The 18,772-nt window shown below is 30.3% G+C and carries 22 protein-coding genes; 16 read left to right on the top strand and 6 right to left on the bottom strand.

Annotation, left to right across the window (positions count from 1 at the left end; genetic code table 11):
- Positions 1-157 precede the first annotated feature (157 nt).
- From UXY25_RS07345 to UXY25_RS07315, 7 genes are all read left to right on the top strand, one after another.
- Positions 158-880, top strand: a complete 723-nt coding sequence (locus UXY25_RS07345) for a hypothetical protein (RefSeq protein ID WP_320815356.1) — start codon at positions 158-160, stop codon at positions 878-880.
- Positions 870-1,373, top strand: a complete 504-nt coding sequence (locus tag UXY25_RS07340; protein ID WP_320815355.1) for a DUF6702 family protein — start codon at positions 870-872, stop codon at positions 1,371-1,373. The genes UXY25_RS07345 and UXY25_RS07340 overlap by 11 nt, the downstream gene beginning before the upstream one ends.
- Positions 1,374-1,384: 11 nt before the next feature.
- Positions 1,385-3,655, top strand: a complete 2,271-nt coding sequence (locus UXY25_RS07335; RefSeq protein WP_320815354.1) for a M1 family metallopeptidase — start codon at positions 1,385-1,387, stop codon at positions 3,653-3,655.
- Positions 3,656-3,786: 131 nt separating this feature from the next.
- Entirely contained in the window at positions 3,787-4,134 is a 348-nt protein-coding gene (locus UXY25_RS07330; protein ID WP_320815353.1) for a twin-arginine translocase TatA/TatE family subunit, read from the top strand.
- A 1-nt stretch (position 4,135) separates the two neighbouring features.
- A complete protein-coding gene (locus tag UXY25_RS07325) occupies positions 4,136-4,708 on the top strand; it encodes a phosphatase PAP2 family protein (RefSeq protein ID WP_320815352.1) in 573 nt (190 codons plus the stop codon).
- Between the two features lie 23 nt (positions 4,709-4,731).
- Positions 4,732-4,923, top strand: a complete 192-nt coding sequence (locus UXY25_RS07320; RefSeq protein WP_320815351.1) for a hypothetical protein — start codon at positions 4,732-4,734, stop codon at positions 4,921-4,923.
- 5 nt (positions 4,924-4,928) lie between these two features.
- Positions 4,929-5,129 carry a hypothetical protein gene (locus UXY25_RS07315; RefSeq protein WP_320815350.1) on the top strand — a complete coding sequence of 67 codons (201 nt, stop codon included), beginning with the start codon at positions 4,929-4,931 and terminating at the stop codon, positions 5,127-5,129.
- 1 nt (position 5,130) lies between these two features.
- Here the strand turns inward: UXY25_RS07315 and UXY25_RS07310 are convergent, their stop codons facing one another.
- Positions 5,131-5,772, bottom strand: coding sequence for an O-methyltransferase (locus UXY25_RS07310; RefSeq protein WP_320815349.1), 642 nt, complete (start codon positions 5,770-5,772; stop codon positions 5,131-5,133).
- A 90-nt stretch (positions 5,773-5,862) separates the two neighbouring features.
- Between UXY25_RS07310 and rlmN the strand changes: the two genes are divergently transcribed.
- The 5 genes from rlmN to UXY25_RS07285 all read left to right on the top strand — a co-directional run bounded on the left by rlmN (position 5,863) and on the right by UXY25_RS07285 (position 10,908).
- The gene (gene rlmN, locus UXY25_RS07305; protein WP_320815348.1) at positions 5,863-6,903 is read left to right on the top strand and encodes a 23S rRNA (adenine(2503)-C(2))-methyltransferase RlmN; all 1,041 of its coding nucleotides are present in this window, start codon (positions 5,863-5,865) and stop codon (positions 6,901-6,903) included.
- 44 nt (positions 6,904-6,947) lie between these two features.
- Positions 6,948-7,928, top strand: a complete 981-nt coding sequence (locus tag UXY25_RS07300) for a polyprenyl synthetase family protein (RefSeq protein WP_320815347.1) — start codon at positions 6,948-6,950, stop codon at positions 7,926-7,928.
- A gap of 102 nt (positions 7,929-8,030) precedes the next feature.
- Entirely contained in the window at positions 8,031-8,600 is a 570-nt protein-coding gene (locus UXY25_RS07295; protein WP_320815346.1) for an RNA polymerase sigma factor, read from the top strand.
- On the top strand, positions 8,587-9,270 hold the full coding sequence (locus tag UXY25_RS07290) for a hypothetical protein (protein ID WP_320815345.1): 684 nt from the start codon (positions 8,587-8,589) through the stop codon (positions 9,268-9,270). Before UXY25_RS07295 ends, UXY25_RS07290 begins: the two co-directional genes overlap by 14 nt.
- 30 nt (positions 9,271-9,300) lie before the next feature.
- The gene (locus tag UXY25_RS07285) at positions 9,301-10,908 is read left to right on the top strand and encodes a hypothetical protein (protein WP_320815344.1); all 1,608 of its coding nucleotides are present in this window, start codon (positions 9,301-9,303) and stop codon (positions 10,906-10,908) included.
- A 50-nt stretch (positions 10,909-10,958) separates the two neighbouring features.
- Here the strand turns inward: UXY25_RS07285 and UXY25_RS07280 are convergent, their stop codons facing one another.
- Both UXY25_RS07280 and UXY25_RS07275 read right to left on the bottom strand, forming a co-directional pair.
- The gene (locus tag UXY25_RS07280) at positions 10,959-11,903 is read right to left on the bottom strand and encodes a hypothetical protein (protein WP_320815343.1); all 945 of its coding nucleotides are present in this window, start codon (positions 11,901-11,903) and stop codon (positions 10,959-10,961) included.
- A 10-nt stretch (positions 11,904-11,913) separates the two neighbouring features.
- A complete protein-coding gene (locus tag UXY25_RS07275) occupies positions 11,914-12,273 on the bottom strand; it encodes an NINE protein (protein ID WP_320815342.1) in 360 nt (119 codons plus the stop codon).
- 47 nt (positions 12,274-12,320) lie between these two features.
- Here UXY25_RS07275 and UXY25_RS07270 point away from each other — a divergent pair, with 47 nt between their 5' ends.
- Both UXY25_RS07270 and dnaG read left to right on the top strand, forming a co-directional pair.
- A complete protein-coding gene (locus tag UXY25_RS07270; RefSeq protein ID WP_320815341.1) occupies positions 12,321-13,184 on the top strand; it encodes a hypothetical protein in 864 nt (287 codons plus the stop codon).
- Positions 13,185-13,186: 2 nt separating this feature from the next.
- Positions 13,187-15,163, top strand: coding sequence for a DNA primase (gene dnaG / locus UXY25_RS07265; RefSeq protein ID WP_320815340.1), 1,977 nt, complete (start codon positions 13,187-13,189; stop codon positions 15,161-15,163).
- Here the strand turns inward: dnaG and UXY25_RS07260 are convergent.
- Positions 15,160-15,789, bottom strand: a complete 630-nt coding sequence (locus UXY25_RS07260; protein ID WP_320815339.1) for a response regulator transcription factor — start codon at positions 15,787-15,789, stop codon at positions 15,160-15,162. The two genes, dnaG and UXY25_RS07260, sit on opposite strands and share 4 nt — an antisense overlap.
- A gap of 74 nt (positions 15,790-15,863) precedes the next feature.
- Positions 15,864-16,676 carry an NAD(+) synthase gene (gene nadE, locus UXY25_RS07255; RefSeq protein ID WP_320815338.1) on the bottom strand — a complete coding sequence of 271 codons (813 nt, stop codon included), beginning with the start codon at positions 16,674-16,676 and terminating at the stop codon, positions 15,864-15,866.
- A 103-nt stretch (positions 16,677-16,779) separates the two neighbouring features.
- Here nadE and gldB point away from each other — a divergent pair, with 103 nt between their 5' ends.
- Positions 16,780-17,736 (top strand): gliding motility lipoprotein GldB, encoded by a 957-nt coding sequence (gene gldB, locus UXY25_RS07250; RefSeq protein WP_320815337.1) that lies wholly within the window; start codon positions 16,780-16,782, stop codon positions 17,734-17,736.
- Entirely contained in the window at positions 17,736-18,068 is a 333-nt protein-coding gene (gldC, locus tag UXY25_RS07245; RefSeq protein ID WP_320815336.1) for a gliding motility protein GldC, read from the top strand. The genes gldB and gldC overlap by 1 nt, the downstream gene beginning before the upstream one ends.
- Before the next feature lie 76 nt (positions 18,069-18,144).
- Here the strand turns inward: gldC and yihA are convergent, their stop codons facing one another.
- Positions 18,145-18,768, bottom strand: a complete 624-nt coding sequence (yihA, locus tag UXY25_RS07240; RefSeq protein WP_320815335.1) for a ribosome biogenesis GTP-binding protein YihA/YsxC — start codon at positions 18,766-18,768, stop codon at positions 18,145-18,147.
- Positions 18,769-18,772 lie beyond the last annotated feature (4 nt).

Here is an 18,772-nt window from a genome sequence, read left to right as displayed (position 1 = left end):
CATTTTGTTTAACATAATTTTACCATGCTTTTAATATTTATTTTTGAATGTTGCTCTTACATTTACAAATATTAATCTAATAGTCTGCCTTATTAAAAAAATATACTTTTTCTTATTTTTTATTTCATTCTCTTTGTCAGCTCAAAATGACACAATATTGAAAGGTAAAATAACTTCAGATTCTTCAAATCTAGAAGGTGTTCATGTAATTAATCGTTCGCAAAAGAAAGGTACGGTTACTTTAGAAGGGGGTTATTTTACTTTAAAGGCAAAAATTACCGATACTATTATTTTTAGCGCAGTGCATTTAAATGCAGTGCAGCACATTGTTAGCAAAGAAAATTTTGGTCAAGACTTGCTTTTTATTAAAATGGAAGCATTGATAACGCCTCTAGAAGAGGTTGTTGTAATGAAGTATAAAAATATAAATGCTGTTTCTTTAGGGATAATTCCTGCAGGGCAGAAAACGTATACACCAGCAGAAAGAAAGTTATATACTGCAACCGGTGGAGGTAATAGATATGGTTTAAGTTCATCGGTATCATTAGACGGCATTATTAATGGCATCTCAGGACGAACTAAAATGCTTAAAAAAGAAGTGCAAGTCGAAAAAAAGGAATTTTTACTTGAATCTGTTCGTTTAGACTTTAATGACAATTATTTTATTGAAAATTTAAAAATTCCCAAAGATTATATTGAAGGATTTTTATATTATTTAATTGAAAACAGGAATTTTGTTTCTGTTTACAGCAAGAATAATAAAACTGCTACGGAGTTTGCTTTAGCAGGTCTTTCGGCTGAATATTTGAAAATAATCCTTAATGAAGTTGTGAAAAATGAAATTACTAAAGAATCTATATCTTTGCCAAATGAAAAATAAATATAAAATAACTTTACTGCTAGCAGTATTTACTTTAATGAGTTCGTTTGCAATTCATAAATTTTATGTTTCGGTTACCCAAATAGATTTTGTGCCTAAAAAGCAACGAATAGAAATCACTTCAAGAATATTTATAGACGATTTTGAAAAGGTGTTGAAGAAAAAATATGATAAAAATTTCTATTTATCAACCAATAAAGAAATAGCAGAAGCAGATAGTTATATTCAGAAATATCTGGAAGAAAAAATAAAACTAACAATTAATAACAAGTCTCATAAAGTTATATTTATAACAAAAGAAGTAGAAGATGATGTATTAATTTGTTATTTAAAAGTTCAATTCTCTGAAAAAATAACTACTTTCGAAATCTTTAATTCTGTACTTACAGAAATGTTCAGTGAACAAAAAAATATAGTACATACAGATATTAATGGTAACAAAAAGAGCGTTTTGTTGACATATAGTGAACGTTCAACTTTATTAGAATTTTAAACAACCCAAAAATGAGAAAATCAATCTTATTTTCTTCTTTATTAGCTGTTGCAGTTTCATTTACTTCAATTGCACAAGAGACTAAAACTGAAGAAAAGAAAAGAGAACAAGGGCATTATAACGAAAATAAATTTCGTCAAATGTACGATATTATGGCAACGCCTAATATGTTCAGAACCGCTTCTGGAGCTCCAGGTCCAGCATATTATCAGCAAAAAGCTGATTATAAAATGGATATAGAAATTGATGATAAAAATCAAAAACTATACGGTGTAGAAACAATTACATATTATAACAATTCGCCTGATGCCTTAGAGTATTTATGGGTTCAACTGGATCAAAACATGCGTGCGCAAGATTCTAAAACTCCATTGGTTGAAAGCCAAAGAATGGATCCTGCTTTACCAGCTGATAAATTCGCTAAAAAATTCATGGAAAGTGGATTTGAAGGTGGTTTTAATATAGAATACCTAAAAGATAAATCGGGTAAACCAATGAGTTATACCATCAATCAAACGATGATGCGTATTAACTTGGCGACACCATTAAAACCAGGAGACAAAACTGTTTTCTCTATTAAATGGTGGTACAATATTAATAATTACCAAATTGATGGAGGTCGTTCTGGTTATGAATTATTTCCTGATGGTAATAGATTATTTGTGATTGCACAGTTTTTTCCAAGAATGGCCGTTTACAGTGATGTTGAAGGTTGGCAAAACATGCAGTTTTGGGGAAGAGGAGAATTTGCCTTGACATTTGGAGATTATGAAGTAAACATTACCGTTCCTGCAGATCACATGATGGAAGCAACTGGAGAACTTCAAAATAGAAAAGAAGTATATACTTCTGAGCAAATGAAAAGATGGGATTTGGCTCAAAATACTTTTGACAAGCCTGTTTTAATCGTAACTCAAGCAGAAGCAGAAGCAATAGCAAAAGGTTTTTCAGATAAAAAGAAAACGTGGAAGTATAAAGCTAAAAACGTTAGAGATTTTGGAATTTCAACTTCTAGAAAATTTATGTTAGATGCAATGGCAGTTCAATTGGCTTCAAATAAACCAATGGCTATTTCAATTTATCCACCAGAAGCAAATCCGCTTTGGGGAGAATATTCAACTAGAGCAGTTGCACAAACTTTAAAAACATATTCTAAGCATACATTTGATTATCCTTATCCAAAAGCAGTTTCTGTTTCGGCAGAAGATCAAGGTATGGAATACCCAATGATTTGTTGGAACTTTGGTCGTCCTGATGAAGATGGAACGTATACAGATAGAATAAAATATGGAATGCTTGGTGTAATTATTCACGAAGTTGGACATAACTTTTTTCCTATGATTGTAAATTCTGATGAAAGACAATGGACATGGATGGATGAAGGTTTAAATACATTCTTAGAGTATTTAACAGAATTAGAATTTGATAAAAATTTTCCTACGGATAGAGGGCCAGCGGCTAAAATTGTTCCTTATATGAAAGGAAATCAAAATTACATTACTCCAATTATGTCTAATTCTGAAAACATTTTTCAATTTGGATCTAATGCTTACGGAAAACCAGCAACAGGTTTAAATATTTTACGTGAAACAATTATGGGTCATGAATTATTTGACCATGCATTTAAAACATATGCTCAGCGTTGGAAATTTAAACACCCAACACCTGAAGATTTCTTTAGAACAATGGAAGATGCTTCTGCAGTTGATTTAGATTGGTTTTGGAGAGGTTGGTTCTATTCTACTGATTATGTAGACATTGCACTTAAAGATGTAAAAGAATACTACGTTTCTACTGAGCCTACTGCTAAGTTGAAAAACTACAGAGTGAGAACAGGTCGTTTTACTTACGATGATGGTCCGTTTCTTTATTTAGTTGATGAATCTAACGAAGATTTCAATCCTGCTACTAAAAAAGCATTTAACATTAATGAAGTTCAAATGTTAGAAGATTATGTAGCTAAAAACTATACTTTAGAAGAAAAAGCGAAATTAAAAACTCCAAAATTCTTCTATGAAGTTGAATTTGAAAAATTAGGAGGAATGATTATGCCTATTCTTGTTGAGCTTCAATTTGAAGATGGTTCTTCAGAAAATCATACATTCCCAGCTCAAATTTGGAGAATGAATAACAGCACTTCTAAAAGAGTTTTCGCTACAGATAAAAAAGTAGTTAAAATTCAATTAGACCCTAAATTAGAAACAGCAGATATTGATACAAACAATAACGTTTGGCCAAGCGCAGCTGTAAAATCTAAATTTGACGAATTAGAAAAGAAATAATTTTTTAATTTATATAATATTTTAACCTCGAATTATAAAATTCGAGGTTTTTTTATTTTAACTAAGATTTTTGATGTTCACATAAAAATCTTTGTAACTTTGTTTCATTATAAAATATAATTCAATTAAAAATGTTTGGAATTGGTGGAGGAGAACTAATCTTTATAGTTCTTATTGCGGTAATGATTTTTGGTTCAAAAGGGATTCCTGATGTTGCTCGTTTTTTAGGAAAAACAATGGCGCAAATTAAACATGCGACTAACGATATTAAAACGGAAATTAACAACAGTGCCAAAGAAAACGGAATGGATATGAATTCGTTAACGGGCGGAATCTCAGAAGAAATACAAAAAGCTAAAGAAGGAATTTCTAAAGCTGTAAATCCATTAGAAAATATCAGTTCAGATATTCAAAATCCTATTCAAAAAGTAAAAGAAGATATTGAAAACATAACTGGGCCAATCAAAAGACAACTTTAATTTGGAACAACTACTTCACTTAGATAAAGAATTATTTGTTTTTTTAAACGGATTAGGTTCAGAGTCATTTGATGGTTTCTGGAAAATCATTACAAAACAACTGCATTGGGCACCTTTTTTCTTAGGTGTTTTTTATTTATTGCAAAAAAAAGTAGGTTGGAGAAACTTCGGAATCATTATTCTTTTTCTAGCGCTATTAATTACGTTTACAGACCAAATTACCAATCTTTTTAAATATTCATTTCAAAGGTTACGACCCTGCAATGACTCAGATGTTAATCAAATAGCAAGAATTGTTGAAAGCAGAAAATCATTTAGTTTTTTCTCGGGTCATGCAGCTAATTCTATGGCGAGTACAATGTTTATTTTCTTAATTATTAGACGATATTATAACTATTCGTTTCTATTGTTCTTGTTTCCTTTAATTTTCGCTTACAGCCGCATTTATTTAGGATTACATTTTCCATTAGACATTTTATCGGGTTATGTTTTCGGAATGCTTACCGGACTTTTCTTCTATAAATTGTACGAAGGTTTTATGAAGAAGTATCCAAAGTATAGTATTGATTTGTAGGTTAGCAATAATTAAACATAACTATGAAATTATTTGACAAAAAAACAGAAAAAAAAGTATGGATTGGATTAGTTATATCAATCCCTTTTTTAGTTTTTGTTTTGTGGAAAGAACGAGGAGGTTTTGGGAAAATCGAAATTATTATATCTTTATTGACTTTATCAATAGGTGTTGGTGTCCTTTATTTTGTTAAATGGTACTCAAATAAAAAATAATATAAATGGAATTAATATTTGGAATTGGAAATATCGGAATTGGTATAATGATGACATTAATTGGCTTTAAAGTTTATAATCCTTTTAAAGGGAAAAATGAATCTGAAAAAGAAAAAATTTGGTTTAATAAATTTGGAACATTTTTTAAAATTGGAGGAATAGCAATGTTTATCTTCGGAATAACCAAAACGATAAGTAATCTGTAATCTACTTCACCCTCGTAACCGTCAAGCCATCGCGAATAGGCAATAAAACCGTTTCTACACGTTCGTCTTCGTTTACTAACTTATTGTATTCTATTAAAATTTTAGTACTTAGGTCTTTCGCATTTAATTCTTCCAACACTTTTCCGCTCCACAAAACATTATCCGATAAAATAATGCCGCCTGGGTTCATCATAGGAACAATCATGTTAAAGTAGTTAATGTAGTTTTCTTTATCGGCATCAATAAAAACCAAATCAAATTTTTTATTTAAAGTAGGAATGATTTCCAAAGCATCACCTAAATGTCCTTTTATTTGACCTGCATATTCTGAAGCTTCAAAATATTTTTGCTGAAAATCAAATAACTCTTCATTAATATCAATCGTATCTAAAAATCCATCTTTTTGCATTCCTTCTGCTAAGCACAAAGCAGCGTAACCAGTATAAGTGCCAATTTCCAAAATGTTTTTTGGGTTAATTATTTTCGAAAGCATGCTCAAAACTCTACCTTGAAAATGTCCACTCAGCATTCTTGGTTGTAAAATCTTTTGATGTGTTTCGGTATTTAATTTCGCTAAAAGTTCAGGTTCTTTTTGGCTATGATTGGCTACGTAGTCTTCTAGTTCGTCCGATATAAAATGCATAATGGTTCAAATTTTAAACAAAAATACAAATTCCAACACTTCTAACTTCTAATTTCTGAATTCTAATTTCTAAATTCCTAACTTTGCACCATGCAAATTACAAAAAGAGACATAAGAGCTTTAACGAAAGATCAATTAAGAGATTTTTTTGTTGAAAACGGAGATAAAGCTTTTCGTGGAAACCAAGTTTACGAATGGTTGTGGAGCAAAGGCGCACATTCTTTTGAAGACATGACAAATGTTTCTAAAGAAACGCGTACAATGTTAGAAGCAAACTTCGTAATCAATCATATTAAAGTAGATACGATGCAACGTAGTACTGACGGAACCGTAAAAAATGCAGTACGTCTTCATGATGATTTAATTGTAGAAAGTGTATTAATTCCAACAAAAACGAGAACTACTGCTTGTGTTTCAAGTCAAGTAGGGTGTAGTTTAGATTGTAATTTTTGCGCAACTGCTCGTTTAAAACGCATGCGTAATTTGCAACCCGATGAAATTTACGACCAAGTTGTCGCTATTGATAAAGAAAGTCGTTTGTATTATAACCGACCGTTATCTAATATCGTTTTTATGGGAATGGGCGAGCCTTTAATGAACTATCCTAATGTTTTTAAGGCTATCGATATGATTACGTCTAAGGAAGGATTAGGAATGTCGCCAAAGCGAATTACCGTTTCTACTTCTGGAGTTACAAAAATGATTAAGAAAATGGCTGATGATGAGGTAAAGGTTAAGTTAGCTGTTTCTCTACATTCCGCTATTGAAGAAATCAGAAACGAAATAATGCCTTTTACCAAAAGTTTTCCGTTGCCCGAATTACGTGAAGCATTGGAATATTGGTACCAAAAAACAAAAAGTAAAATCACTTATGAATATGTGGTTTGGAAAGATATTAACGACAATAAAGAGTCTGTAGATGCATTGGTTAAATTTTGCAAACATGTGCCTTGTAAAGTCAATTTAATTGAATATAATTCTATTGATGACGATAACTTTCAACAAGCCTCTGAACAAGCGACTAACGATTATATTAATGCTTTAGAGCGAAATGGAATTGTTGTTAAGGTTCGTAGAAGTAGAGGAAAAGATATCGATGCTGCTTGCGGTCAATTAGCTAATAAATCATAAAATTGTATTAGCATTCTGATAAATTCTGTATTTTTGGTAACTGAATGAAAATCGTAGAGCAAATAAAACATCCAATCGCAAATGAAATGGAACTTTTTGAAAAAAAGTTTCACGAATCGATGTCTTCAAAGGTTGCGCTCTTAAATAGAATTACTTATTATATCGTTAACCGAAAAGGGAAACAAATGCGACCTATGTTTGTTTTTCTAACAGCCAAAATGGTTGGCGATGGAACTGTAAATGAACGTACTTATCGTGGTGCTTCGGTAATTGAATTAATTCATACAGCTACTTTGGTTCACGATGATGTAGTTGACGATTCGAATAAACGAAGAGGTTTTTTCTCAATTAATGCACTTTGGAAAAATAAAATTGCTGTTTTAGTGGGCGATTACTTGCTTTCTAAGGGCTTATTGCTTTCTATAGATAATAACGATTTCGATTTGCTGAAAATCATTTCAGTTGCAGTTCGTGAAATGAGTGAAGGCGAATTATTGCAAATTGAAAAAGCACGCCGATTAGACATTACTGAAGATATTTATTACGAAATCATTCGTCAAAAAACAGCTACTCTTATTGCAGCATGTTGTTCGCTTGGCGCTTGTTCTGTGATTCCAGATGATAAAGAAGTGGTCGAAAAAATGCGAAAATTTGGAGAGCTTATTGGCATGGCTTTTCAAATTAAAGACGATTTGTTCGATTACACTGATGATGCCATTGGTAAACCTACAGGTATTGATATTAAAGAACAAAAAATGACATTGCCTTTAATTTACGCCTTGAATAACTGTTCTAAAAAAGAGAAAAGTTGGGTAATTAATTCGGTTAAAAATCACAATAAAGACAAAAAACGAGTTAGAGAAGTTATTCAGTTCGTTAAAGACAAGCAAGGTTTGGTTTATGCCGAACAAAAAATGGTTCAGTTCCAACAAGAAGCATTAGCTTTAATACAAGATTTTCCAAATTCTCCCTATAAAGATTCATTAATTTTAATGGTAAACTACGTAATTGAAAGAAAAAAATAATTTTTTTTTCAAAATTATATACAACCATTTTAAAATCATTCTCGTCTATATAAATAGAAGGCAATAATTCTAAAGTCAAAATTCTATTTTCTATAATCAAACATGAAAGTAATTCAATTACATCAAGAAGAAAAAAAGTTAATAGCATTGGCTGTCGATAATAACCGACAAGCACAACAACGTATTTATGCTCAATTTTCTCCAAAAATGTTAAGCGTTTGCAGACAATATGTGAAAGACATTCACAGAGCTGAAGATGTTATGATTACTGCTTTTATGAAAGTGTTTACCAATTTAAAAAAATTCGAACATAACGGAAGTTTTGAAGGTTGGATAAGACGAATTATGGTGAATGAATGTATTGATTTCATTAGAGTTAAGAAAAATATTTTCCAGCACAATGAAATCGACAATTTGATAGCAAGTGAATCTGAAGATGTTGAGGAAATGGAAGATTTTTCGGTAGATGACATACAGTTGTTGATTGATAATTTACCAGAAGGATATAAATTGGTTTTTAACCTCTATGCAATTGAAGGATTTAAACATAAAGAAATAGCTGAAAAACTAAATATTAAAGAAGGAACGTCAAAATCACAATTGGCAAATGCAAGAAAACTACTTCAAACCCAAATTGTAGCACTTAAAAGAAAAGAAAATGGAACTAGATAAAAAAATAAAAAACAAACTTAACGCTAGAGAGATTCAGCCAAGTGTAAATTCTTGGGACAGACTTGGCGCTATGTTAACGCTAGAAGAGAAACCGAAGAAAAAAGCTTTCCCATTTTATTATGTAGCCGCTTCCGTTTTGTTTGCTTTAGGTTTAACTTTTTGGTTTACGAATCAGAGTTCAGAAATTATTATTCCAGAAAATAACGGAATTGTAATTACAAATGAAAATACTTCTTCAGAATCTGATAAAATTGAAAATTCAAGTCAAGATATTATTGTAAAAGATGAAACCAGCGCAGTTGTTTTGGTTCAACAAGAAAAGAAATCAGCAGATAAAGACACTTCAGAAGAATTTGTAAATAAAAAGAAAAGTATAGTTGTAGAAAATTCAAAAAGTGTTATTTCTGAAAATAAAACTCAAAAAACAAATGAAGCGAATCGTCTTATTTCTCCAGAAAAACTTTTAGCTTCTGTTGAAAATGGAGTTCAAGAAGAAACAAGTATTGTTGTTTCAAAACCAAATAAATCTTCTGTAAAAGTAAATCCAAATTCATTATTATCCTCAGTTGAAGGTGAAATTGATGAAGAGTACAGAGAAACAACTTTAGATAAATTAAAAAGAAACTTTAATCAAGTGAAAACGGCAGTTGCCAATAGAAATTACGAATAATCATCATCATTAATCAAAAAACGAAAAGTTATGCAAAAAATTATTTTATACACAGTAATAGTGTTAGTTGCTTTTGTAACTAAATTAAGCGCTCAAGAAGCAGCCGCTATAGATCCATCAGCAGGATGGAGTCCTAGACAAACCGTAGAAGGAAGTTATGAAATGCAAATTCAAAACGTCACTTCTGGAGATAGACAAAATGTTTCCTCAATTAAATCTATTGAAAAGAAAGTTGAAGGATTTGGGAACATCATGAAATCAATTAAACCAGATTTGTATTTGGGAAAAACAGTTAGGTTAACAGGTTATATTAAAAGTGAAAATGTAAAATCTTGGGCAGGTTTATGGATGCGAACAGATTATTACAAAAGTAAAGTTCTTTCTTTTGACAATATGCAAAATCGCGGAATAAGCGGAACAACAGATTGGGCTAAATATGAAATCGTTTTATTTGTCCCTCAAGATGCTACAGTAATATCTTATGGTGCTTTATTAGATGGAACAGGACAAATTTGGTTTGACGATATAAAATTAGAAGTAGTTGAAGATACTGTTCCAGAAACAGGAAGTATTAAGGGAAGAGATGTAAAGCAAATTTCATTTGAGACAAGAGCCGAGGCTATTGCAGATCAAATTGAAATGATTACAACCGAGGAGAAAAAAGCCTTAAAGCAAGAAGTAAAAGTTATTGATGATCAGGTTGAAAGCGGAAAAATTTCTAAAGAAAAAGGAGATGAATTAAAACTTTCTATTGCAACTGAAAGGGCTAAAAACATTGAAACTCAAGTTGCAGTTGAAGAAGAAAAATTAGCGCAGTTAGTTAAAGATAAAGTAGACGGAAAATTTGTAGAAGATAAGAGTAGACCTAAGAAAAAAGGAGGGACTAGAATTGTTTTAGGCGGAAGTTCTGATAATATTGGCGAGAATCAAACGGAAATTAATCTGGGGTCTTTAAAAGTTTATAATGGAAAAAAAGATTATGTAAAAAGACATTTTAAAAGAACAACATCTCAACTTGTATTTGCAGCAGGTTTAAATAATGTAGTTACGGAAGGTGAAAGTTTAAATGATTCAGATTTTAAAGTTTGGGGTTCCCATTTTTACGAATTAGGTTTAACTTTAAATTCAAGAATTTTCAATAACCACAATCTTTTGCACGCAAAATACGGATTGTCACTTATGTATAATAATTTACGAGCAACAGATAACCGTTATTTTGTAGAAACAGGAAATCAAACTTATTTGCAAACAGCAAGTGTTAATCTTGATGAATCACGTTTTCGTAGTGTGTTTTTAGTAGCTCCAGTTCACTTAGAATTTGACTTTTCAGGAAAAAAGACAGATAAAGAAGGTAATTCATATTTCAAAACACACAATTCTTTTAGATTGGGAATTGGAGGTTATGGAGGAGTTAGAATAAAATCAAAACAAATTCTTGAATATGAAGAAAACGGGAATGATATTAAAATTAAAGAGAAAGGTGATTTTAATGTTTCAGATTTCACCTATGGTTTAAGTAGTTATATTGGTTATGGGTCAACAAGTTTATATGTTAAGTATGATATTAATCCTATGTTTAAGAACAATAATATAGATCAAAACAACGTTTCATTAGGTATTCGTTTCGACTTTAATTAAGTAATTCGTTAGTTATAAAAAAAGCCTGAATATTATATTCAGGCTTTTTTTTAATCTATTTTATTGTTAATCTCTTTCAAATCTTTTTGTTTCAATTGATAACTCATAGATTGATAGTCGCGATATATTATTTCCCCTGTTTTTCCATTAACAACACTTACTAATTTAGAAGAATTTATTTTTGTATACATTAAATAATAAAAATCCTCTTTAGTGTTTAGTATTTTATTGTTCAAATCTTCATTAGAAATCCACTCGTATTTGTATTCATATTTTTTAAAAAGCTCATTAGGGTCTTCTCTTTCAGTGTCAGTTCCATCCCAACCATTGTATTTGGTGTTAATGTATGACGGAATGTATAGAGTAGTTTTAGAAAGTTTTTTGACAACTTTTTTATCATAATCACTCGCAAATGTCCATGAATACCAATCGTCTTTTAGATTTTTTTGAATAAATTGAAGGTAATTCTTCATGTATCCTAATTGATAATTATAAAGTTGATTTTGAAGATTTCCGTATTTTAAGGTGCTAATTATATTCCACATAGAATCTGCATCACCAGAAAAGAATACTGATGCAACTTCTGTTTTGTCAAATTTAATTTTTCCATTATTTACTTTTACATCAGTGTAGTAAAAATAATTGTAATTTAAATACAAATACTCTGTAGTCATTCCAGATTGACTAGTTATTGTTACTAAAAGCCCTGAAAATTCAAATATAGAGTAGTCTTCAGAAATGTACTTTTCTTTATTCTCTTCATATTTTTCTCTACTAAGTACTTCGTATTTATTTAAGTCCCAAAAAGTTTTAAGCATTTCTTCAAACTTAATTTCATCAAATGAATCAATTACAAAAATTGTCTTTCTTTTTTTGATTTCTTTATAGTCTTCTTTTTTTAAATCTTTAAAAAGTCCTCTATGTGACCTACTTACTGAAACTTGAGAAAAAGAAAAAGAAAAAAAGAGTAGAAAAATTATATATATATGTCTCATGACTTATTGATTAGAAGAAACTTTTTTTGAATCTACCTTTTGGGTTAAAGGTTCCCATTAAAATTCTAATGATGTCAATTAATAACCAAACACCTACACCGCCTAAAGACATTATGAAAATTATATTAACCGGCCATGGACATCCAACATACCATCTATGAGCCGCTAAAAGACCTAGTGTAAGTGCTAATATAAGAGCAATTCCCTGGCTTTTTTCAGAACCTAAATAAGGTTTGTAATCTTCTTCTGAAGTTTCACTAATGTTTGTTGAATTTTCAACAGATTTAGTTCTTTCAACTGGGAAAGAAGCAAATGTAAATTGTGTACTAATACTTATTAATAATAATACCAAAAAAGTTTTAAATTTCATTATAATATTTGTTATTTTGTTTACCGCAATATAAATAAAATATATAAATGAAGATATTTATTTCCGTAATTTTTTTCTTATTTTTTAACACTTCATTTGCGGTAGATTATGAGTTTTTCGGAGTCATAAAATTCAGTAAAACAAATATTATTTCTTACAGACTTGTTTTTAGTGAAAATAATGGGAAAATTTCAGGTTATTCTATAACAGATTTACAAGGATTAAATGAGACTAAAAATATAATTGTTGGTACTTATAATAAAAAAACAAATGCTTTAATTTTTAAGGAAAAACAAATGGAATATACAAAGTCAAAAGTCACTAAAAATGATTTTTGTAACATATATTTTGAAGGTAAAGTAAATTTGTTGTCATCTGATAAGTTAAAAGGAAATTTTCAAAGTTTTTTCAGTGATAATTCACCTTGTATAAATGGAGATTTGAGTATGGTTTCTTCCAAAAAGGCAACAAGTAGAATGGAAAAATTTGATAAAAAAATTTCAAAATCTAAAAGAATTGATGAAGAAGTAAAAGATAGTATAAGTTTGGTGAAGGTTTTAAATGAGTTGAAAGTTAATATAATAAAAGAAGGAGAGGTAGTGTCTGTTTTTATGAATTCTTCTGAAATTTTCATCTCATTTTATGATGCCGGACAAGAAGACGGTGATGAAATAACTGTTTTTTATGATGACTTAAAAATCATATCTAATTATAGTGTTTTAAATAAAGAAAAGATTCTTAAATTAACGCTTAAGAATAATAACTCAATTATAAAAATTATTTCAAATTCTGAGGGAAGAATTCCTCCAAATACTACAAAAGTTAAAATTTATAATAAAGAAAAAACAATAGAGCTTTTTACCGATTTAAAGAAGAATGAAGCAACGTCAATCCAAATAATAAAAAATTAATTTTGATTTCAAAAACCACCATAGAAAATGTATTTGAAACTGCTCGAGTAGAGGAGGTAATTGGCGATTTTGTAAATTTAAAACGTGCAGGTTCTAATTTAAAAGGATTGAGCCCTTTTGTCGATGAGAAATCACCTTCATTTATGGTTTCGCCTGTAAAGCAAATTTGGAAAGATTTTAGTTCAGGAAAAGGCGGGAATGTTGTGACTTTTTTAATGGAGCATGAGCACTTTACGTATCCAGAAGCTATTAAGTTTTTAGCAAGAAAATACAATATTGAGATTGAAGAAACAGTACAAACGGATGAAGATGCTGCAATGGCAAATGAAAAGGAAAGTATGTATTTGGTTTCAGAATTTGCAAGTAAATATTTTCATAATGTGTTATTGAATGTTGAAGAAGGAAAAGCAATCGGACTTTCTTATTTTAAAGAAAGAGGTTTTACTTCAGAAACGATTAAGAAATTTGGATTAGGTTATTCGCCAGAAACTTGGGATGCATTTACAAAAGAAGCACTTGGAAAAGGATATAAATTAGAATATTTAGACAAAACCGGACTATCTATTGTGAAGGAAGATAAACAGTTTGATCGTTTTAAAGGTCGTGTGATGTTTCCTATTCAAAGTATGAGCGGCCGTGTTTTAGGTTTTGGAGGTCGAATTTTAAACAATGATAAAAAAGCGGCTAAATATTTAAATTCTCCCGAAAGTGATATTTACCATAAGAGTAAAGTCCTTTACGGAATTTTTCATGCCAAACAAGCAATTGCCAAACAAGATAATTGTTATTTGGTAGAAGGTTATACCGATGTTATTCAGTTCAATCAATCTGGAATTGAAAACGTAGTTGCTTCTTCTGGAACTGCTTTAACAACTGATCAAATTCGATTAGTAAGTCGTTTAACAAAAAACATTACAGTTCTTTTTGATGGTGATGCTGCTGGTTTAAGAGCGTCTGTTCGTGGTATCGATTTAATTTTGGAAGCTGATATGAACGTACGCGTTTGTGCATTTCCAGAAGGTGAAGATCCGGATAGTTTTGCTAAGAAAATGCCATACGAAGAGTTGGTAAAATATTTGGAAGAAAACGCTATGGATTTTATTCAATTCAAAGCTTCTATGCTAATGAAAGAAGCTAAGAACGATCCAATTAAAAAAGCTGATCTAATTAGAGATATGGTTGTGAGTATTTCTAAAATTTCTGATAGAATTAAACGTGAAATTTACATTCAAGAATGTTCAAGAATAATGGATATTTCTGAACAGGTTTTGTTTAATACTTTGGCTCAAATGGATAAGAAAGATGTTTCTGAAGCCAATAAAAAATTCAAAGAAGAGCAAAAATCATTTGATGTTGTTAAGAATACCGAATCAGTATCAAAAACCAAAGTTGACATTCAATTTGAATTAGAACACATTATTATTCAAATATTATTGCTTTACGGAAATGTAGAACAAGAATTTGATGACGTCATGCTAAAACCAGATGATGAAGGTGAATTAAAGGAAGTTATTGAGAAAAACAAAGTAAAGGTTTACCAAAGAATATATTTAAGCTTACAAGAAGACGAAATAAGTTTATCGAATCCTTTATTTCAAAAAATATACAAAGACTTAATTGATTATTACAATCAAAATGAAACCTTTGTTCTAGAGCAATATTTAATTCGTTTAGATGAAGAGATAGCTCAAGAAGTTACTTCAGTTTTAATGAATGAAGAGCGCGAAGTTCTTCATAACTGGGAATCTCAAAATATTTTTGTAAAACAAAAAGACGCTACTGTTGCTCAATATGTAACAGAGACAATCTTAACGCTAAGATGGTATTGGGTAAATAATATTATCGATGATTTAAAAAATCAGTTAGGTGCAAGCGAATCTGATGATAATTCAGAGTCATTATCAATGGTTATGGATTATTTAGGGCTTACTAATATGTTCTCTCAAAAACTGGGAAGAGTAATGAGTAGGTATTCTTAAAGAATCTCTAAACTTTTCGCTTTATTTAATAAATCTACTAAATTGGTAACACTCAATTTGGCTAGTAAACGCAATTTATAAGTACTAATTGTTTTTTCGTCTAATCCAAGTATTTGTGCAATCTCCTTGTTCTTTTTACCGTCATTTAAATAACGCAAAACTTCAATTTCTCTTGTAGATAATTTTTTAAATAAACGATCTGATTTTTTACCTTTTTTAAGCTCTTCAATTGTTTTTTTAACTTCGTCGCTAAAAATAATAACTCCGTTAGAAACACGTATAATTGTAGTTTCAAGTACTTTTAAAGAAGCAGTTTTAAGTAAATAAGCAGATACACCAGCTTTTATTGCAGTAGGTGCATACATTTTCTCAGACACTGAAGTGTAAAGTATAATCTTAGAATCTGGATGTTCCTTAATTAAAGATTTTAAATCTCTTATACTAGACAAGCCGTCTAGTTCTAATTCTACAACAATTACGTCGATAGATTTAGACTGTAAGGTGTTTTGTAGTGCATTAAAATCATTAACAGTAGCAACAATTTCAATAGAATCACTATTATTAAAATATGATTTAACTCCATGTTGCACCACAGGATGGTTGTCGGCAATACATACTTTTATCATAACTTCAATTGTTTATTGGGTGGTAAATAGCATATCAAAGTTAATGAAAAAAAACGTAAATACTTGTTAAATAATTAGATATTCTTTATTTTTTTAGGAATTTCACAAACAGGGATAGGTTGCATTTTGTGTTGGTTGATTCTATTAAGGCGTTCGTATATTTTAAAAACTACTGCTTCACGGCCGTTAAAGTCCTTTTCAATCTTTCCATTTTCCATTTTTTTCATTGCCCATTCTAGTTCGTCATAACTAGCTCCAAGTTGATCTTCGTCGCTTCTGTCGTCTCCAAACAAACCATCAGTTGGTTTGGCAACTAAAATACTTGCTGGAACGTTTATGTGTTTAGATAATAAACGCACTTCACTTTTCATTAAATCGGCAATCGGACTAATATCAACTCCGCCATCACCATATTTGGTATAAAAACCTACGCCAAAATCTTCCACTTTGTTTCCTGTTCCAGCTACTAAAAATCCGTTTAAACCAGCATGATAATACAAAGTGGTCATTCTAAGTCTCGCTCTTGTATTTGCTAAAGTTAAATTTAAAGCTGCTTCGTTTTCTGAAGTTGGAACTTGATTCTTGAAAATTTCAAAAACAGGCGTTAAGTCGGTTCTGTCATTGGTAACTTTAGGGAACCTTTTCTTCAATTGTTCAATATGTTCGTTTGCTCTGCTAACATGACTTTCGGCTTGATGAATAGGCATTTCTACGCATAAAGTCGGTAAGCCAGTCATTGCGCATAATGTTGAGGTTAATGCGCTGTCAATGCCGCCAGAAATTCCAACTACAAAACCTTTAACTTTTGCATTTGTAGCATAATCTAAAAGCCATTTTACAATATGTTCGGTTACTTTTTCTGAATTGAAATTTGTAGAATTTGTCATTTTTTTAGGTAAATTTATTATACTATAAATGTATCTTTGCGTTCTTAAGCTTGTGAATGAGCTTTCAAATTTGGATAAAATTAAAAATAAATATCGAAGTAGTATGAATAAACTTTTAATTTTAAGTCTTATGCTTTTGCTTTTTTCATGTAAAAAAGAAGATAAAGTGGAAGAAGAAGTTGCTAAAATACCTGTAAAATTTAAAGTAGAACGATTTGATAAAGTATTTTACGAATCGAAACCTGAAGATTTATCAAAAATAAAATCACAATTTCCATTCTTTTTTCCAGAAGGAAATGAAGATACAGTTTGGACAAATAAATTGTCGAATCCCTTAATGCGTGAGCTTTACAGCGAAGTGCAAAATAAATATTCAAATGTTGGTCCGTTAGAAGCCGATTTGAGTAAATTATTTGGTTATGCCCAATATTATTTTCCCGAATATAAAACACCACGAGTGATTACTTTAATTAATGAAGTGGATAAAGACGCTAAATCTATTTATGTAGATACATTGGCAATTGTGGCTTTAGATTGTTATTTAGGTAAAGAACACCGATATTATCAAGATTTTCCAGAGTATGAGCGAATTGGTTTTGAAGAAAATCAAATACTTCCCGATTTAGTAAATAGCTTTTCGTTTAATAAAATTGCTTCTCCAACCAATAGAAGTTTATTGTCATTAATGATTTATAAAGGAAAACAATTATACCTTAAAGATAAATTATTGCCTGATTATTCTGATGCTGCTAAAATAGCGTATACTGATGCTCAAATAGAATGGTGTAAAGAAAATGAATACCAAATGTGGAGTTATTTTGTAGAGAACAAGATTTTGTTTGAAGCAAACATGAAAAATGAATTTCGATTCATAAACAATGCGCCTTTCTCTAAATTTTATTTGGGTTTAGATGCAGAATCTCCAGGAAGAGTTGGTCAATGGTTAGGTTGGCAAATTGTGCGTAGTTATATGGAAAACAACAACGCTTCATTAAAAGAAATGCTAGCATTAGACGCAAAAACATTATTCGATAAATCAAAATACAAACCAGCAAAGTAATGGCAAATAAAACATCTGAAATAAAATTCATAGTAGAATTAGACGAAAATAAAATACCTGAAAAATTAAATTGGTCAGCTCAAGACGGTGGTGTTGATAACGAAGAGGCAAAAGCTATAATGGTTTCTGTTTGGGATGCAAAAGCCAAAGAAACAATGCGAATTGACCTTTGGACAAAAGACATGCCTGTAGATGAAATGAAACAATTTTTTCATCAAACATTAGTAGCAATGTCAGACACTTTTAACCGCGCAACCGACGATGAAAAGATGACGGCAACTATGAAAGATTTTTGTGATTATTTCGCAGAAAAATTAGAGTTGACGAAGTAGTTTAAATCACATGATTTAAAACAAAAAAAGCGTAGTTTTAAAACTACGCTTTTTTTTGTTTTACGAATCTTTAGAATTAAATAAAACTATCATTCTCTTTAAAAACCACTTGATTGATATCGTCAATATAAGTAAGAATTTCTTCTCTTCCTGTTTTTTCTGAAGCAGACGTAATAAAATATTGAGGCATTTCGGCCCAGTTATTAGCCAGTATTTTTTTAGTGTAAGCCGCAACATTTTGTTGTGCTTTTACTTTTCCTATTTTATCTGCTTTTGTAAAAACAATACAAAATGGAACTTCAGTTTCACCTAAGTAAGTAATGAATTCTAAATCAATTTTTTGTGCTTCAAGTCTAATATCGATTAGTACAAATGCACAAACCAATTGTTGTCTGCTCTCGAAATAATCAGTAATAAATTCTTGGAATACTTCTTTTGTTTTCTTAGAAACTCTTGCGTATCCATAACCAGGTAAATCAACTAAATACCAGTTTAAATTAATTTTAAAATGGTTAATTAATTGTGTTTTCCCAGGTCTTCCAGATGTTTTTGCTAAACTTTTATGGTTTGTCAACATGTTGATTAAAGAAGATTTACCAACGTTTGAGCGACCAATAAATGCGTATTCTGGCAAGTTTTCGTTAGGACATTTACTCACTTCAGAATTACTAATTACAAATTCAGCAGTATTTATTTTCATCTGT

This window comes from Flavobacterium sp. (assembly GCF_034111225.1).
GTDB lineage: Bacteria > Bacteroidota > Bacteroidia > Flavobacteriales > Flavobacteriaceae > Flavobacterium.
This window is presented reverse-complemented; position numbering and strand designations above follow the sequence as displayed.

Bases quoted from the DNA above. Each gene is read 5' to 3' on its own strand.
- UXY25_RS07340 (WP_320815355.1), top strand. From the start codon at position 870: ATGAAAAATAAATATAAAATAACTTTACTGCTAGCAGTATTTACTTTA.
- UXY25_RS07335 (WP_320815354.1), top strand. From the start codon at position 1,385: ATGAGAAAATCAATCTTATTTTCTTCTTTATTAGCTGTTGCAGTTTCA.
- UXY25_RS07330 (WP_320815353.1), top strand. From the start codon at position 3,787: ATGTTTGGAATTGGTGGAGGAGAACTAATCTTTATAGTTCTTATTGCG.
- UXY25_RS07320 (WP_320815351.1), top strand. From the start codon at position 4,732: ATGAAATTATTTGACAAAAAAACAGAAAAAAAAGTATGGATTGGATTA.
- UXY25_RS07315 (WP_320815350.1), top strand. From the start codon at position 4,929: ATGGAATTAATATTTGGAATTGGAAATATCGGAATTGGTATAATGATG.
- UXY25_RS07310 (WP_320815349.1), bottom strand. From the start codon at position 5,772: ATGCATTTTATATCGGACGAACTAGAAGACTACGTAGCCAATCATAGC.
- rlmN (WP_320815348.1), top strand. From the start codon at position 5,863: ATGCAAATTACAAAAAGAGACATAAGAGCTTTAACGAAAGATCAATTA.
- UXY25_RS07300 (WP_320815347.1), top strand. From the start codon at position 6,948: ATGAAAATCGTAGAGCAAATAAAACATCCAATCGCAAATGAAATGGAA.
- UXY25_RS07295 (WP_320815346.1), top strand. From the start codon at position 8,031: ATGAAAGTAATTCAATTACATCAAGAAGAAAAAAAGTTAATAGCATTG.
- UXY25_RS07290 (WP_320815345.1), top strand. From the start codon at position 8,587: ATGGAACTAGATAAAAAAATAAAAAACAAACTTAACGCTAGAGAGATT.
- UXY25_RS07285 (WP_320815344.1), top strand. From the start codon at position 9,301: ATGCAAAAAATTATTTTATACACAGTAATAGTGTTAGTTGCTTTTGTA.
- UXY25_RS07280 (WP_320815343.1), bottom strand. From the start codon at position 11,903: ATGAGACATATATATATAATTTTTCTACTCTTTTTTTCTTTTTCTTTT.
- UXY25_RS07275 (WP_320815342.1), bottom strand. From the start codon at position 12,273: ATGAAATTTAAAACTTTTTTGGTATTATTATTAATAAGTATTAGTACA.
- UXY25_RS07270 (WP_320815341.1), top strand. From the start codon at position 12,321: ATGAAGATATTTATTTCCGTAATTTTTTTCTTATTTTTTAACACTTCA.
- UXY25_RS07260 (WP_320815339.1), bottom strand. From the start codon at position 15,789: ATGATAAAAGTATGTATTGCCGACAACCATCCTGTGGTGCAACATGGA.
- nadE (WP_320815338.1), bottom strand. From the start codon at position 16,676: ATGACAAATTCTACAAATTTCAATTCAGAAAAAGTAACCGAACATATT.
- gldB (WP_320815337.1), top strand. From the start codon at position 16,780: ATGAATAAACTTTTAATTTTAAGTCTTATGCTTTTGCTTTTTTCATGT.
- gldC (WP_320815336.1), top strand. From the start codon at position 17,736: ATGGCAAATAAAACATCTGAAATAAAATTCATAGTAGAATTAGACGAA.
- yihA (WP_320815335.1), bottom strand. From the start codon at position 18,768: ATGAAAATAAATACTGCTGAATTTGTAATTAGTAATTCTGAAGTGAGT.